Raw genomic sequence first — 15950 nt, forward strand, 5'->3', positions numbered from 1 at the left:
GGCGCGATTGCGGCGCCCTACGGGCATCCCATTCCCCCGTTCAGCGACGTCATCAGGTTGTCACTCTGTCGACGAGCAGTTCAAATACCCCAGAGTTTCTTGTTCACGTCTGGCTGATAACAGACGAAGAACGCAGGGTAATATGAGAGTTTTCAGCGAGTATCTATGTTAAGTGAGCACTGCTGACCCAAAATAACTTGGAAAATAGTGCGCCTTACGGAACTGTAGAGCGCCAACAAATCCCAATTGGCATACATAATATTGTCGATTAAGATCAGGGTTCAGCGGGTCGGAACCGGGCCCTTGCGTCAACCTGAGCGCGGCACGCCGCAGGGGGACGAGGCAGGCCCGGAAACGGCAAAACAACCTTGTAGGACCATCGCCGCGCATGCGGCTGCCTTGAGGCGGCGGACACGTCGCCCAAGGCCAAAAAACCGGCGCCGCGCCCCAACGGCATGAGCGACCGCAACGATAAGCCGATCCGCGGCACATCTTGATTTGGGAGAGGAGATCGCCCTTGAGCACGTATAACCAGACCACCGCGGCCGCTGGGCCGGGTGCCGATTTCTCCGAAAGCCGCCGCTGGCTCCAGCTCGTCGTCGGTGTCGTCTGCATGATCGCCACGGCGAACATCCAGTACGCCTGGACGCTGTTCGTGCCGGAAATCCAGAAGAGCTTCGGCTGGGAACGCGCGTCGATCCAGATCGCGTTCACCATCTTCGTTCTCGTGCAGACCTGGCTCGCCCCGATCGAGGGCTACTTCATCGACAAGTTCGGCCCCCGCTTCATGGTCGCCTTCGGCGCGCTCATGATCGGCACCGCCTGGGTGCTGAACTCGCAGGCCACCACCCTGATGGGCTTCTATGTCGGCGCGGCCGTGGGCGGCATCGGCGTGGGCTCGATCTACGCGACCTGCATCAACAACGCGCTCAAGTGGTTCCCGGATCGCCGCGGTCTCGCCGTCGGCCTCACCGCGGGCGGTTATGGCGCCGGCTCCGCCGCCACCATCCTGCCGATCGCTTCCATGATCGAATCCGCCGGCTTCCAGGAGACCTTCTTCTTCTTCGGCCTGCTGCAGGGCGGTCTCGCCTTCATCGCCGCCTGGTTCCTCGCCTCGCCGAAGGTCGGCCAGGTCAAGCCGTCCACCAAGCTGACCCAGAGCTCGCGCGACTACACCCTGCCGGAAGCCCTGAACAGCAAGCTGTTCTGGCTGATGCTGCTCATGTTCACCTGCGTGGTGACCGGCGGCATGATGGCGGTCGCCCAGCTCGGCGTCATCGCGCAGGATCTCGGCGTGAAGGAGTTCAAGGTCGACCTGTACTTCTTCGTGATGGCCGCCCTGCCGCTCGCCCTGATGCTCGACCGCATCATGAACGGCATCTCGCGTCCGCTGTTCGGCTGGATCTCCGACCATATCGGCCGTGAGAAGACCATGGTGATCGCCTTCTCGCTCGAAGGCATCGGCATCATCGCGCTCGGCTATTTCGGCCACAATCCGTGGGCGTTCCTCATCCTCTCCGGCGTCGTCTTCCTCGCCTGGGGTGAAGTCTACTCGCTGTTCTCGGCGCTGGCGGGCGACGCCTTCGGCACCAAGCACATCGCGAAGATCTATGGCGTGCTCTACTGCGCCAAGGGCATCGGCGCCCTGTTCGTCCCGGTCGGCAACCTGCTGATGGAAGCGACCGGCACCTGGTCGACCGTGCTCTACACCGTCGCCGGCATGGACCTGTTCGCGGCCTTCCTCGCCATCGCGGTTCTGCCGAAGGCGCTGAAGAACCACGTGGCCCGCTCCACCGCGCTCAATGCGGCGGATGCGTCGTCCGCCCGCTCGGCCTCGGCGCACGCCTGATCGGCTCTTACAACGATGACGGTGCGGGCTCCTTCGGGAGCCCGCATGCGTTTCAGGACCGAAAATCTCCGGCGCCGGCGGCGACGGTTTCGGCCAGAGCGAGATCGGCGAGGAACTCCACCTTGAGGCTGGCGGTGGCGCCGAGCCCGGCCAGCCCCGCGCGGTCGAACCAGCGCGTCTCCAGCGCGTCATCCGCCGCCAGCCCTTCGCCGCTGCGCCATTGGCAGAGCACGGCGATCATCGCGAAATGATGCGCGAGCCGTCCGGTCTCATCATGCTCGATGAAGTCCAGCACGGTCAGCAGGCGGGGGGAAGCGGCGACGATGCCGGTCTCCTCGGCGAGCTCGCGCAGCGCCGCCTCCAGATGCGTCTCGCCCATTTCCATCCGCCCGCCGGGAAAGCCCCAGCGCCCCTGATCGGGTGGATTGGCGCGGCGTACCAGCAGCACCTCGCCGCCGCGCAGGACGACCGCCAGCACGGCGGGGACGGGACGGGTCGGCGTGGCGGCGCTCATGCGCCCGCTCCCGCCTGATCGAGCGCGGTTGCCACCCGCCGCGCCGTCTCTTCTCGCCGGGTCTGGAACGAGGCGGTTTCCGCGCGGATCTGCGCGACCAGTGCCGGGTCGCTGCTCGCCGGCGAGCCGCCGGGGAAGGGCGGGGCAGGGTCGTATTCCATGAAGAGCTGGGCGTGCCGCGCCCGTGCCTCGCCGAAAATGTGAGCGGTCAGAGCGAGGGCGAAGTCGATGCCGGAGGTGACACCCGCGCCAGTGACGACCGCGCCGTCCACCACCACGCGCTCGGCCACCGGCACCGCGCCGAGGAGGGCGAGCTGATCGAGCGACAGCCAGTGGCAGGTGGCCCGCCGCCCCTTGAGCAGCCCGGCGGCGGCGAGCACCAGCGATCCCGTGCAGACCGAGGTGACATAGCGCGCCCCCGCCGCCTGCCGGCGCAGGAAGCCCAGCACCTCCTCATCCTCCATCAGCGCGAGCTGGCCGGGGCCACCCGGCACGAAGAGGATGTCGGCCTGCGGGCAATCGGCGAAATCATGCGTCGGCAGGATGGTCAGTCCCCGGCAGTCGGCGACCGGCGCACGCGTCTTCCACACCAGATCCAGCGTGAGCTCGGGAAAGCGGCCGAACACCTCATAGGGACCGGTGAGGTCGAGCTGGGTGAGGTCCGGGTAGAGCAGCATGACGACGTGCATGGGCGGTCTCCGCGATAAGGCCCGCGATCATCGCCATCGCGCCGGGAGCGTCAATCGTCGCGCGCGCGTGCGCGCGTTTCATTTCCTGTACAGTCCGAATCACGAGGAAACATTCACCCGCCAACGGGGATGCCCATGCCACCGTCCATCTCGCGCCTCTCCACCACGCGGTGCGCCAAGCCGCTTCTCGCCCTCCTCGCTCTGGCCGGTGTTGTTCTGGCAGGCGCGGGGCCCGTGAGCGCGCAAGGCGCGCCGGCCGCCGCCTGCGGCAATTCCGCCGCCGGATTCAATGAATGGCTCGACGGCTTCAAGCGGCAGGCGGTGGCGCAGGGCGTCTCGCCCCGCACCGTGGCGGCGGCGCTGAACGGGGTGACCTATGACGCGCAGGTGGTCGGCACCGATCGCGGGCAGAAGGTGTTCGCGCAGAGCTTCTTCGAGTTCTCCGACCGCATGGTCGCCAACTACCGCATCCAGCAGGGCCGGCAGCTGATCCAGAAGAATCAGGCGCTGTTCGACCGGATCGAGCAGCAATTCGGCGTGCCCGGCGCGGTGCTCGTCGCCTTCTGGGGGCTGGAGACGGATTTCGGCGCCTTCATGGGCGACAAGAACACCATCCGCTCGGTCGCCAGCCTCGCCTGGGACTGCCGGCGGGCGGAGATGTTCCGCACCCAGCTCATGGCGGCGCTGAAGATCATCGATCGCGGCGACCTGACCCCGCAGACCATGCGCGGGCCGTGGGCCGGCGAACTTGGCCAGTTCCAGTTCCTGCCCGACCATTATCTGAATTACGGCATCGATTTCGACGGCGACGGCCATATCGACCTGCTGCGTTCGGCCCCCGACGCGCTCGCCTCCGCCGCCAACTACATCAAGGCGCTCGGCTGGCAGCGCGGCCAGCCCTGGCTGGAGGAAATCCGCGTGCCGCCGAACCTGCCCTGGGATCAGGCGGACCTCGCGATCAAGCTGCCGCGCTCGCAATGGGCGCGCTTCGGCGTGGTACGGGCAAGCGGCCAGCCGCTGCCGGCGGACAATCTGCCGGCATCGGTGCTGCTGCCCGTCGGTCGGACCGGTCCGGCCTTCCTCGTCTACGCGAATTTCGACATCTTCACCGAGTGGAACAACTCGCTGGTCTACGCGACCTCGGCGGCCTATCTCGCCGCCCGCGTCGCCGGCGCGCCGGCCTATAATCGCGGAGCGGGCAAGGCCATCCCGGTGCTTTCGCAGGCGCAAGTGGTGGAGCTGCAGCGCCTGCTCAATGCGCGCGGCCACCATGTCGGCCGGGTCGACGGCATCACCGGAGCCGCGACGCGTCAGGCGGTGAAGGTGGAGCAGATGCGCCTCGGCCTGCCGGCCGATTCCTATCCGACGCCGGATTTGCTCGCGGCGCTGCGCGCGGGGCGGTGAGGGCGCGCGGCTTGTGCGGGGAATGGGGGCTGGAAGGACGTCATGGCCGGGCTTGGCCCGGCCATCCACGACTTGGGGCAGGAACCGTCCGAAGGACGTCGTGGATCCCCGGGCCACGCCCGGGGATGACGGCCCGACGGGGCGGCTTGGCCCCGCCCTTACAGCACCGGTACGCCCTGCTGCTTGGCCTTTTCGTCCGGCTCGACATGGATGTTGACCAGCACATCCGCCACTTCCGCCTCCAGCGCGTCCTCGATGCGGTCGCAGATGGCGTGGGCTTCGCAGACCGGCATGTCGCGGGGCACGACGAGGTGGAAATCGACGAAGATCATCCGCCCGGCCTGCCGGGTGCGCAGATCATGCGCCTCGATGGCGCCGATCGCCTGCGCGGCGATGACCTTGCGGATCTGGGCCAGCGTCTCGGCCGGTACGGCCTGGTCCATCAGCCCGCCGACGCTTTCCTTCAGCACCTTGTAGCCCGACCACAGGATGTTGAGCGCGACGAGGCCGGCGAGGATGAGGTCGAGCCGCTCCCAGCCCGAAAAGGCCGCGACAACGACGCCGATCAGCACGCCGGCGGAGGAGATGACGTCGGTGAGCAGATGCTGGCCATCGGCGATCAGCGCCGGGGAGCGCACGCGCCGGCCGGTGCGGATCAGCGTCGCGCACCAGACGGCGTTGATGACGCCGGCCGCCGCGTTGATGGCGAGGCCCATGGGGGCGGCGTTGAAGGCATGGGGCTCGAGCCAGCCGAGATAGACCTCGCGCATGATCGAGATCGCCGCGACGACGATGAGCACGCCGACGATGACGGCGGAGAAATACTCGGCCTTGGCGTAGCCATAAGGATGGGCGGCATCGGCCGGGCGGGCGCTGACGCGCAGCGCCACCACGGCGGCGATGGCGGTGGCGACATTGACGATGCTTTCCAGCGCGTCCGAATAGAGCGCGACCGAGCCGGTAAGCAGGAAGGCGGCGTATTTCAGCGCCAGCACCAGAAGACTGATGCCGACATTGATCATCGCGACCCGCGCGGAGACTGCCATGCGCCCTATCCCTTGAGGCTGCTCACGGCGCCCGGCGCCCTGGGACGATGCGCTTAGGGCCTGCGCGTCAAAAAATCAACAGCGTCAAACACTTGCAACTGGTTCGCAGAAGCGGTTGCAAGCCGGCGGGCGCTCTCGGGGGATAAAAGCCGGGCGATTTCCGGGTGTTGGCGGATCACGCCCCCTGTGGATCAGGCGTTGGCTGGACGCGGCATGATCGCGCCGCGATGGCGGATGACGCGCCCGGCCAGCGCGTGGCCGGCCTCCGCTGCCGCCACGGGCGTCGCGCCGGTGAGGCGCGCGGCGAGATAGGCGGCGTTGAAGCTGTCCCCGGCGGCCGTGGTATCCACAGGCTGGACCGGGGCGGGGATCGGCACGAAATGCGAGGCGCCGCCCGCCATCACCAGCGCCCCCTCGGCGCCGTTCTTCACCACGACTTCCGGCACGCCGAAAGTGGCGAGCCGTTCGGCGGTGGCGGCGGGCGAGCCGTCGCCCCACAGCATCACCTCATCCTCGAAGGTCGGCAGGGCGATGGAGCTGCGCTTCAGCGCCTGCGCATAGACGGCGCGGGCGCGGGCAATGTCGCCGCCCCAGGCGCGCGGGCGGAAATTGGTGTCGAAGACGATGCGGGCGCCGCGCTCGCGGGCGAATTCCAGCGTCGCCAGCAGCCGGCCGAGGCCATTATTGGAATAGAGCGAGAGGGTGATGCCGGAGAGATAGATGACGCTCGCCTCGATCAGCGCTTCCGCCACCACTTCCCAGCCCGGCAGCTCGAACAGGTCGCGCGCGGGAGAATTGTCGCGCCAGTACGAGAAGGTGCGCTCGCCGCGCGCATCGGTGTCGATGACATAGAGGCCCACCGTGCGGCCGGGCACGCGCAGCATCAGCCGGGTGGCGATGCCTTCCGCCTCGGCGGCGGCGCGGATGGCGTCCGAATAGGTGTCGTCGCCCAGCGCGGTGACATAGCTGGTCGTGATGCCGGCGCGGGCGAGATAGACGGCGGTGTTGAAGGTGTCGCCACCATAGGCCGCGCCGTAGCGCCCATCGGCGCCGCGGGAGAATTCCGCCATGACTTCGCCGATGGAAATGACCTGCGGCGCGCCGGTCGGGCTCGAACCATTCGGGGCCATCGCGCCCTCCTGCCTTGCGTTTCGATTCGCCGGCAGACTCGCCTCATTCGCCGTGGGGAGCAAGTTCCCCCGGCGGCCGCCCGCCGGGGGAAGGCGTCAGAACTGCACGCCGCGCGTCAGCGCGCCGTCGATGACGAGATTGGTGCCGTAGACGAAGCTGGCGGCCGGGCTCGCGAGGAACGCCACGCCATTGGCGATCTCCTGCGGCGTCGCCATGCGGCCCGTGGGGTTGAGCGCCAGCGCTTCCTTGAACAGCGCCGGGTTGCCGTTCTCGATCATCTCCCACACGCCGCCCTTGAAATAGGTGTTGCCGGGCGAGACCGTGTTGGCGCGGATCTTCTTCGGCGCGAGCTGGTAGGCGAGGCCCTGCGTGTAATGGATCAGCGCCGCCTTGAAGGTGCCGTAGGGCCCGGCGGCGAAGTCGATCTCGCGGCCCGACACCGAGGAGATGGTGACGATGGAGGCGGCGCTGCTTTTTTCAAGGTAGGACAGGGCGGCGTTGACGAGGCGCACCGTGCCCATGAGGTCGGTGTCGAAGCACTTCTTCCAGCTTTCCTCGTCATTGGCGATGGACAGCGCGCTGACGTTCGCGACGACGATGTCGAGCCCGCCGAACTTGGCCGCCGCCTCTTCCGCGAAGGCGGCGAGCGCCGCGCCATCGGCCACGTCGACGCCGGCGCCGAAGGTGGTGACGCCCTTTTCCGCGAGGCGCGCGGCGGTCGCTTCCGCTTCGCTCGCGTTGCGGCTGCACAGCGCGACATGGCAGCCTTCGCCCGCCAGCGTTTCCGCGATGGCGAGGCCGATGCCCTTGGTGCCGCCGGTGACGATGGCGCGCAGTCCCTTCAGTCCGAGATCCATGACGTTCTCCCACATTCCTCTGCCGCAGGGCGCGCGATAGCGCCCGGCGCGGCGGCGCGCCCATGCAAGAGACGTGCAGGGTGAACCGTCAAGAGCGGCAAGCGGCGGGCCGGGCGCCGTCCCCTCACGGCTGCGTGGGCGGAATGCCGATGATGCGGACGGGGCCGGAAGGCGGCGGCGCCTCCGCTGGGCTCTCGGGAACTGGCGGCGCCATGATGCTGGGCACGCTGGACGGAGGCATGGCGCCGGAGGGCGTCGTGCCCGAGGCGGGGGCGACGGGGGTCGGTTCAGTGGGGGCGGCGGCGGCAGGTCCAGGCGGGGGCGGCAAAAAGGCGGGCAGGGCGTAGCGCGCTTCGAGATCGCCGGCGCGGGCATCGTTGAGCGTCGCGAGACACACGAGGCGCTGCTCGATCACGCCGATGCCGCCGAGGCGCCCGCCCACCGTCTTTTGCCCGGCGCCGCCTTCATAAGGGGCGATGCTCTGGCACTCGAAATTGCGCCAATGGGTGAATCGCTCCTGCGATTCATTGAACAGGCTGGTCCAGCGCGCCCGCTGCGGCGGCTGAAGATCCTCGCGCGCGGCGATGGCGGCGCGGGCGCCGCTGAGTGCCGCCTGAAGCCGCGCCTCGCTCACATCCTGCCGCCGGTTGAGGCAGTCGAGATGGGCGCGTGGCGAACCCTCGCCCCTCGCGCAGGCTGCCGGCTCGCTGTCCTGCGCGAGGGCGGGAAGGGAAATGACAAGAGCGAAACCGAGTAACAGCGCGCCCCTCATGCCGCGCGGGCCTTGGCGAGGAACTGGCCCATGCGCTCCAGCGCGTGGGCGATGTTCTCCGCCGAATTGGCGTAGGAGAGGCGGATATAGCCCTCGCCATGGACGCCGAAATCCGGCCCGCCAATGGTGGCGACGCCGGCCTCGTCCAGCAGTGCGCCCGCCAGTTGCTTGGCCGAGCTCCAGCCGGTGCCGGATATGTTCGGGAAGGCGTAGAAGGCGCCCTTCGGCGTCGCGCAGGACACGCCGGGCAGCGCGTTCAGCCCTTCCACGACAAGGTGGCGGCGCCGGTCGAACTCGGCGAGCATGGCGCCGACGCAGTCCTGCGGGCCGGTGAGCGCGGCGAGCGCCGCGAATTGCGCGGGGGCGTTGACGCAGGACCAGGCGTTCACCGCGAGCTTGCGCATCGCCTCGAACAGCCCTTCCGGCCAATAGGACCAGCCGAGCCGCCAGCCGGTCATCGCATAGGTCTTCGACCAGCCATTGAGCAGGATCAGCCGGTCGCGGATCTCCGGGTAGGCGAGCAGCGTGGTGTGCGCCTGCCCGTCGAACAGGAACTGGTCGTAGATCTCATCCGACAGGATGGCGACCTGCGGGTGCGCGGCGAGGCCGGCGACAAGTTTGTCGATCTCCGCCTTGGGCGTCACGCCGCCGGTCGGGTTGGCGGGCGAGTTGAGGATGAGAAGGCGCGTCTTCGGGGTGATGAGGGCGAGCGTTTCCTCCGCCGAGAAGGCAAAGCCGTTCGCCTCGCGGATCGGCACCGGAATGGGCGTCGCGCCGGTGAACTCGATCATCGAGCGGTAGATGGGAAAACCGGGGTCGGGATAGAGGATCTCCGCGCCCGGCTCGCCCAGCATGAGGATGGCGGCGAACATCGTCACCTTGCCACCGGGCACGATCACCACGCGGGCCGGGTCGATGGTCTCGTTGAAGCGGCGATGAATGTCGGCGGCGACCGCCTCGCGCAGCGGCGCGATGCCGGTCGAGGGCGTGTAGCCGTGATGGCCGTCGCGCAGCGCCTTCACCGCCGCCTCGACGATATGGTCCGGCGTGGCGAAATCCGGCTGGCCAATGCCGAGATTGATGATGTCGCGACCTTGGGCAGACAGGGCGGCGGCGCGGGCCAGCACGGCGAAGGCGTTCTCCTCGCCGATGCGCGAAAAGGCGGCGATGGGATGAGGCGAAAGGGGGCTGGCGGACGTCATCCTCGCTCCTTGCAACTTTCGTCGGATGCCCTCGGGCAATGCGACCGGCAGAATTCACTTGTGATTTTGGCCAAGCTGTCCCACGGACAGAACGCGGCTTCAAGGCCGCACTGGCGGCCCGATGCCCCCGGTTGGGGCTTCCCGCAAGAGGTGGAGGTCGGCGCGTGGCGGACGAGAAGAACCTGCCTTTGGGTGAGGTTGTGGACACAGCGCCGGCCCCGCGCCCGGCGCGCGCGGTGATCGTCGGCACGCTTGTCGACCTCGTGCCTTTCGAGGTAGCGACCCACGCGCCCGAGCTTTTCCCGGCGACCCACGGGCCGGAATCGGCGGCGATCTGGGCCTATCTGCCCAACGGGCCTTATCCCGACTACGCGGCCTTTGAGAGCTATTATGCGGCGGCCGCGGCGAAGGACGATCCGCTGCTGTTCGCCATCGTCGACAAGGCGACCGGCCGGGCGGTCGGCCACGCGACCTTTCTGCGCATCGACCCGCCGAACCGCTCCATCGAGGTCGGGCACATTCTCTATACGCCGGCGCTGATGAAGACCCCGGCCGGCACCGAGACGATGTATCTGATGGCCCGCCACGCGCTGGAGACGCTGGGCTATCGCCGCTATGAGTGGAAGTGCAACGCGCTCAACGCCCCCTCGCGCCGCGCGGCGGAACGCTATGGCTTCCGCTTCGAGGGGATTTTCCGCCACCACATGATCGTCAAGGGCCGCAACCGCGACACGGCCTGGTTCTCCATGCTGGCAGAGGAATGGCCGCAGGTCGCAATCGGCTTCGAGAGCTGGCTGGCGGCGGAGAATTTCGACGCGGCGAGGGCCCAGCGCGTGGCGCTCGGGGTGTTCAACGCCGACCGGCTGGAGGCGGAGGGGCGCACGCTGAGGCGCGCGACGAGCGACGACCTTCCCGCCATTGAGGCGGTGCAGCAAGCGGCCTATGCCCGCAACCGCATCCTGCTCGGTGTCGAGCCGGTGCCGCTGCTCTGGGACTATAAGGACGTGCTGCGCACCCGCGAGGTGTGGGTGGCCGACGGCGCGGCGGAAGGCCGGGCGGGGCTCGACGGCGTGCTGATCCTGCACGCCCGGCCGGATGATCTGCTGATCGACAGCGTGGCCACCGCGCCGACGGCGCAGGGCAGCGGGCTCGGCAATGCGCTGCTCACGGCCGGCGAGGCGCGCGCCCGCGCGCTCGGGCGCACCACGGCGCGGCTTTATACCGGCGAGCCGCTCTCGGCCAATATCCAGTGGTATCGCCGCAAGGGCTTCGTCATCGAGCGGGTGGAGCAGCTGCCCGACCGCCGGCTGGTGCATATGGCGAAGGTGCTCGGCTAGGCGCCGGAGGCGACCCGTCATGGCTGATCCCAGCCCGGCGGAGCCTCGCTCACGCGCCCTTTCCTTGCGTGCGGGCGCGGATCGCTTACATTCGGCACAGCTTCAGGACTGGACGTTCGATCATGAGTTATGTGGAGGCCGCGGGCGCGCCGCTGCGCAAGACCGGCCATATCAAGCTGCACGGGCCTGAGGGCTTCGCCGGAATGCGCAAGGCCGGCCAACTGGCCGCCGAGGCGCTCGACCTCGTGCATGAGATGGTGCAGCCGGGCATCTCGACCGATGCCATCGACGCCGCCGTCTTCGAATTCGCCATGGACAACAACGCGCTGCCGGCGACGCTGATGTATCGCGGCTACCGCAAGTCCACCTGCACCTCGATCAATCATGTGGTCTGCCACGGTATCCCCAATGACAAGCCGCTGCGCGAGGGCGACATCGTCAATGTCGACGTGACGCTGATCGTCGATGGCTGGTACGGCGATTCGAGCCGCATGTTCCCGGTGGGGGAGATTCCCCGCCGCGCCGAGCGGCTGCTGGACGTGACCTATGAAGCGCTGATGCGCGGCATCGCCGAGGTGCGGCCGGGCAATCATGTCGGCGACATCGGCGCGGCGATCCAGGATTTCGTCGAACCGCTGCATATGAGCGTGGTGCGCGACTTCTGCGGCCATGGCGTCGGCCAGCTCTTCCATGACGAGCCGAACATCGTGCATGTCGGCCGGCGCGGCGAGGGGCCGGAATTGCTGCCGGGCATGATCTTCACCATCGAGCCGATGATCAATCTCGGCCGGCCGCATGTGAAAGTGCTGTCCGATGGCTGGACGGCGGTGACGCGCGACCGCTCGCTCTCGGCGCAGTTCGAGCATGCGGTGGGGGTGACGCAGACCGGGTGCGAGATCTTCACGCTCTCGCCCAAGGGATACCACAAGCCGATTTTCAGCAACGGGTAAGGCCGGTCGGGGGGCTGGATGGGGAAGCGGCTGGATGAGGAGGCGCTCACGGCTGCGGCCGGTGACGGCTTCGCGGATTCGGCGCTCTCCGACACGTCGCCTCATTTCGTCGGCCATCGCGAAAGGCTGCGCGAACGCTTCCGCCAGGCGGGGGCGGAAGCGCTGGCCGATTACGAGATGCTGGAGCTGGTGCTGTTCCGCGCCGTGCCCCGCGCCGATGTGAAGCCGCTCGCCAAGCGGCTGATCGAGCGCTTCGGCTCCTTCGCCGAGGTCATTACCGCGACACCCCAGCGCCTGCGCGAGGTGAAGGGGGTGGGCGAGGCGATCATCACCGAGTTCAAGATCGTCGCCGCCTCGGTCGAGCGCGTCACGCGCGAGGGCATGCGCGGGCGCCCGGTTCTTTCCTCCTGGAGCGCGGTGCTGGCGCATTGCCGGGCCTCGATGGCCTTCGCCGAGAAGGAGCAGTTCCGCATCCTGTTCCTCGACAAGCGCAACCAGCTCATTCTCGACGAGGTGCAGCAGCGCGGCACGGTGGACCACACGCCGGTCTATCCGCGCGAGGTGGTGAAGCGCGCGCTGGAACTGGCGGCGAGCGCGGTGATCCTCGTCCACAACCACCCGAGCGGCGATCCCACCCCCTCCAATGCCGACATCCAGATGACCAAGACGATCATTGATGTGGCCAAGCCCCTCGGCATCGAGGTGCATGACCACATCATTGTCGGCAAGGACGGCCATGCCAGCCTGCGCGGCATGCGGCTGATCTAACCTTGGTCAGGCCGGCACGCGCTCCCAGCTCGGGAAAGGGTCCGGCAGATGGGTGAAGGCGCTGGCGTCGAAATCGCGCGGCGAGCGCGGGCCGACGAGGCACTCGTCCAGCGCCGCGCGGATCGCCGCCTCGTCGAGATTCACCCCGATGAAGACGAGTTCCTGCCGCCGGTCGCCATAGCCGGGCGTCCAGTGCTGGCGCAGCCAGGAGCGCCAGTCGGGCTGCGTCGGCCAGTGCTCGGTCGGGATCGCCGCCCACCACTGGCCGATGGAGCCGGTGCGGCAGATGGCACCGGCGAGCGACATTTCCCCGACGCGGCGCGGGCGGGTGGCGAGCCAGAACAGCCCCTTGGCACGCACGAGGCCGGGCCATGTCCTGGCGAGGAAGGCGTTGAATTTTTCCGGGTGGAACGGTCGGCGGGCGCGGTAGACGAAGCTGGAGACGCCGTATTCCTCGCTCTCCGGCACATGGTCGCGGAAGCCGTTCAGCTCCTTGTACCAGGTCGGGTGCTCATGGGCCTTCTCGAAGTCGAAGCGCCCCGTGCCCAGAATGTCCTTCAGCGGGACATGGGCGAAATCGGTCTCGATGATCCGCGCATCCGGGTTCAGCGCCTTCACCACGCCGCGCACCTCATTCCGGCGGGCGGCGGGCACTTCCGAGATCTTGTTGAGCACGATGACGTCGGCGAATTCGATCTGGTCGGTGATGAGATCGACCAGCGTGCGCTCATCCTCCTCGCCCGCCGTCTCGCCGCGGTCGCGCAGGAAGTCGCGCGAGCCGAAATCGCGCAGCAGGCTCGCCGCATCGACCACCGTCACCATGGTGTCGAGCCGGGCGAGGTCGGAGAGCGAGAAGCCCTCCTCGTCGCGGAACTCGAAGGTGGCGGCGACGGGAAGCGGCTCGGCGATGCCGGTGGATTCGATGAGCAGGTAGTCGAACCGCCCCTCGCCGGCGAGGCGCCGGACCTCGGCGAGAAGATCGTCGCGCAGCGTGCAGCAGATGCAGCCATTGGTCATTTCGACCAGCTTTTCCTCCGTCTGCGACAGGTTCGCCGCGCCCGAGCGCACCAGCTCGGCGTCGATGTTCACCTCGGACATATCGTTGACGATGACGGCGACCCGCATCCCCTCGCGATTGGCGAGGACGTGGTTCAGCAGGGTGGTCTTGCCCGCGCCGAGGAAGCCGGACAGCACGGTGACCGGAAGGCGTTGGTCGGACATGGATGCGCTCCAGAGATTAATTGATACAGTGTATCATTTCTCATGGATGAGCCGGTCGGGCAAGCCCCGCGCGCGCCGCCAACAAAAACGGCGCCGTCTCCGGCGCCGCTTGAACGTGTCGATAGCCCCAAGGAATCAGGCGACGCGGACGATGCCCGGCGGCTGCCAGGTGCCCTTGCCGGCCGGCAGGATGGAGGGGTTCCCGGTCTTCGGCCAATAGAGGCGCATGACCAGATAGATCGGCCCGTCCGGCGCCGGCAGCCAGTTGGCCTGCTTGTCCGCGCCGGGGGAATCCTTCTGGATGTAGAGCGTCACCGAGCCGTCCGCATTGGTCTTCAGCGACGGCAGCATCGGCGAGTTGATGAGGTAGCGGTCGATCGGGTTCTTGATGAGGAGCTGGGTAGTGCCGTCATACATCGTCACCGACCAGAAGGCGTTGACCGGCGGCAGGCCGTCCTTCGGGAAGGTCAGCGTGTAGCGGTGCTTGGAGCCGTCGAGCGGCTGGCCGTCCTTGTCCGTGCGCGCGGCCGGGTAGACCGCCTCGGCGGCGTCATTGCCGTAAATGCCGAGCTTGGCGGCGGCGGCGCGCAGCAGCCAGTCGCCATGGTAGAACTCGGCATCACCGAATTCCGAACCGATGCGCCAGCCATTCACGTCCGTGCCGATCTTGGCCACGGCTTCCTCCAGCCGCGCCTGCCCGTCCTTCAGCCCGGTGACGATCTCGGCCTGATCCGCCTCGGCCATTTCATGCACGCGGAAGCTGCGCTCCGGCCCGACGCCGATGCGCTTCAGCTGCTCGCGGATCCAGCGTTCCTCCGGCCGGGCCGGGGCGGCGCGCAGGGCGAAGTCGAGATAGGCGAAGAATTCCTGGTCGAGGCGGTCCTTGGAGAAGGCCGGGTAGCGGAAATGCTGGGCCGGCTTGGGTTCGCCCGTGCCGAGGAAGGTGCTGAGCGGGCGCAGCTGATAGCCAGCCTGCACCTTCTTCACATTGTCGAGGTCGCCCGCGTCGAACAGCTGGGTGCGGAAGATCACCAGCGAGAAGAAGGTCGACGACCGGAACACGCCGTCAATGCCGGGCGGGGTGCGGCCGAACCAGCGCGGGCCGACCACCAGATAGGTGCCGCCGCCATTGCCCGTCGTCCGGCTGCCGGCATAACCGTAATTGTAAGTATTCCCGTCGACAAACTGCACGGAGACATAGCGCTTGGCATCGACCGGCGGCACGGTGACGACCATCGGCTCCGCCCGCAGATCCAGCCACGCCATGGAATAGGGCGTGTCGCTGTTCGGCGTGACGATCGAGGTGTCGCGATAGGTGAAGACCCGCGCCTCGTTGCTGATCGTGTTGAACGGCGCCTTCCACTGGCCGGACTTGGGGTCCAGCACATAGTCGAACATGACGCCGTAATTCATCACCAGTGGCAGGCCGTAGATGAAGCCGGCGGCCGCGATCTGCCGCAGGCTCGGCTGCGTCGCGCCCGGTGCGGTCTCGGCCAGGGCAGGGCCGGAAAGGCCGGCCGCGGCAAGCGTCGGGACGAGGGCGGTGGCGGCGGTGGTGCGAAGCAGGTCGCGACGGTTGAGCACGGGAAACTCCTTGGCGCCGGATCGGGCAGAGGGAAAGCTACCGAGCGCAGGATTACGGCGTATTGTTGAAGAATTACAGCAGATGGGCTGCGGTATCCGGTGCCCGCGCGCCTTGCCGGCGCGTCACGGGTGCTCGCGCAAGGCTGCCCCGCATTGGGGCACTAGGACCGGAGCACTGAGACCGCTAGGCTGCGCGCCAAACACAGGTGCCCAGGCCATCATGCCCTTTGACGTTACCTTGAGCGATGTGGAAGCGGCGGCGGCACGGATTGCCGGCGCGGTGCCGCAGACGCCCTTCGTCCACTCCGAGACGCTGTCGCAGAAGCTCGGCGCCGAGGTGTGGCTCAAATTCGAGAACCTGCAATTCACCGCTTCCTTTAAGGAAAGGGGCGCGCTCAACAAGTTGCTCGCGCTCACACCGGACGAGCGGGCGCGCGGCGTGATCGCGGCCTCCGCCGGCAACCATGCGCAGGGCCTTGCCTATCACGCGCGCCGCACCGGCGTGGACGCGACCATCGTCATGCCGACGACCACGCCGAACCTGAAGGTGGAGCGCGTGCGCGAGCATGGCGCCCGCGTGGTGCTGCATGGTGGCGGGTTCGCCGAGGCGGCCGCCGAGATGACGC

The 15950-nt window shown here is 67.9% G+C and carries 15 protein-coding genes (1 of these 15 cut by a window edge); 6 read left to right on the forward strand and 9 right to left on the reverse strand.

Going from position 1 to position 15950, the window contains the following annotated elements:
- The first annotated feature begins 613 nt into the window (after positions 1–613).
- Entirely contained in the window at positions 614–1849 is a 1236-nt protein-coding gene (gene oxlT, locus OU996_RS08190; RefSeq protein ID WP_420712753.1) for an oxalate/formate MFS antiporter, read from the forward strand.
- A 52-nt stretch (positions 1850–1901) separates the two neighbouring features.
- Here oxlT and OU996_RS08195 read toward each other — a convergent pair whose 3' ends face one another.
- Entirely contained in the window at positions 1902–2363 is a 462-nt protein-coding gene (locus tag OU996_RS08195; RefSeq protein WP_267585112.1) for an NUDIX hydrolase, read from the reverse strand.
- Positions 2360–3052, reverse strand: coding sequence for a DJ-1/PfpI family protein (locus tag OU996_RS08200; RefSeq protein ID WP_267585113.1), 693 nt, complete (start codon positions 3050–3052; stop codon positions 2360–2362). The genes OU996_RS08195 and OU996_RS08200 overlap by 4 nt, the downstream gene beginning before the upstream one ends.
- Before the next feature lie 135 nt (positions 3053–3187).
- Here OU996_RS08200 and OU996_RS08205 point away from each other — a divergent pair, with 135 nt between their 5' ends.
- Entirely contained in the window at positions 3188–4456 is a 1269-nt protein-coding gene (locus tag OU996_RS08205) for a lytic murein transglycosylase (RefSeq protein ID WP_267585114.1), read from the forward strand.
- Positions 4457–4614: 158 nt separating this feature from the next.
- Here the strand turns inward: OU996_RS08205 and OU996_RS08210 are convergent, their stop codons facing one another.
- The 5 genes from OU996_RS08210 to OU996_RS08230 all read right to left on the reverse strand — a co-directional run bounded on the left by OU996_RS08210 (position 4615) and on the right by OU996_RS08230 (position 9464).
- A complete protein-coding gene (locus OU996_RS08210) occupies positions 4615–5502 on the reverse strand; it encodes a cation diffusion facilitator family transporter (protein WP_267585115.1) in 888 nt (295 codons plus the stop codon).
- Between the two features lie 191 nt (positions 5503–5693).
- A complete protein-coding gene (locus OU996_RS08215) occupies positions 5694–6632 on the reverse strand; it encodes a sugar kinase (RefSeq protein ID WP_267585116.1) in 939 nt (312 codons plus the stop codon).
- Positions 6633–6728: 96 nt separating this feature from the next.
- Entirely contained in the window at positions 6729–7490 is a 762-nt protein-coding gene (locus OU996_RS08220; protein ID WP_267585117.1) for an SDR family NAD(P)-dependent oxidoreductase, read from the reverse strand.
- 124 nt (positions 7491–7614) lie between these two features.
- A complete protein-coding gene (locus OU996_RS08225) occupies positions 7615–8262 on the reverse strand; it encodes a lysozyme inhibitor LprI family protein (protein WP_267585118.1) in 648 nt (215 codons plus the stop codon).
- Positions 8259–9464 carry a pyridoxal phosphate-dependent aminotransferase gene (locus OU996_RS08230; RefSeq protein WP_267585119.1) on the reverse strand — a complete coding sequence of 402 codons (1206 nt, stop codon included), beginning with the start codon at positions 9462–9464 and terminating at the stop codon, positions 8259–8261. Before OU996_RS08230 ends, OU996_RS08225 begins: the two co-directional genes overlap by 4 nt.
- Positions 9465–9628: 164 nt before the next feature.
- Between OU996_RS08230 and OU996_RS08235 the strand changes: the two genes are divergently transcribed.
- From OU996_RS08235 to radC, 3 genes are all read left to right on the forward strand, one after another.
- Positions 9629–10801 (forward strand): GNAT family N-acetyltransferase, encoded by a 1173-nt coding sequence (locus OU996_RS08235; RefSeq protein ID WP_267585120.1) that lies wholly within the window; start codon positions 9629–9631, stop codon positions 10799–10801.
- 122 nt (positions 10802–10923) lie between these two features.
- Positions 10924–11751, forward strand: coding sequence for a type I methionyl aminopeptidase (gene map / locus OU996_RS08240; protein ID WP_267585121.1), 828 nt, complete (start codon positions 10924–10926; stop codon positions 11749–11751).
- 18 nt (positions 11752–11769) lie between these two features.
- A complete protein-coding gene (gene radC / locus OU996_RS08245) occupies positions 11770–12519 on the forward strand; it encodes a RadC family protein (protein WP_267585122.1) in 750 nt (249 codons plus the stop codon).
- A gap of 6 nt (positions 12520–12525) precedes the next feature.
- Here the strand turns inward: radC and zigA are convergent, their stop codons facing one another.
- Positions 12526–13740 carry a zinc metallochaperone GTPase ZigA gene (gene zigA / locus OU996_RS08250; RefSeq protein WP_267585123.1) on the reverse strand — a complete coding sequence of 405 codons (1215 nt, stop codon included), beginning with the start codon at positions 13738–13740 and terminating at the stop codon, positions 12526–12528.
- A gap of 135 nt (positions 13741–13875) precedes the next feature.
- Positions 13876–15324 carry a DUF1254 domain-containing protein gene (locus tag OU996_RS08255; RefSeq protein WP_267585124.1) on the reverse strand — a complete coding sequence of 483 codons (1449 nt, stop codon included), beginning with the start codon at positions 15322–15324 and terminating at the stop codon, positions 13876–13878.
- Between the two features lie 220 nt (positions 15325–15544).
- Between OU996_RS08255 and OU996_RS08260 the strand changes: the two genes are divergently transcribed.
- On the forward strand, positions 15545–15950 hold the 5' portion of the coding sequence (locus OU996_RS08260; protein ID WP_267585125.1) for a threonine ammonia-lyase. 812 nt of this gene lie beyond the right edge of the window; the window shows 406 of its 1218 coding nt (coding positions 1–406); its start codon is at positions 15545–15547; the stop codon falls past the right edge of the window.

Source organism: Ancylobacter sp. SL191, from assembly GCF_026625645.1.
Classification (GTDB): domain Bacteria; phylum Pseudomonadota; class Alphaproteobacteria; order Rhizobiales; family Xanthobacteraceae; genus Ancylobacter.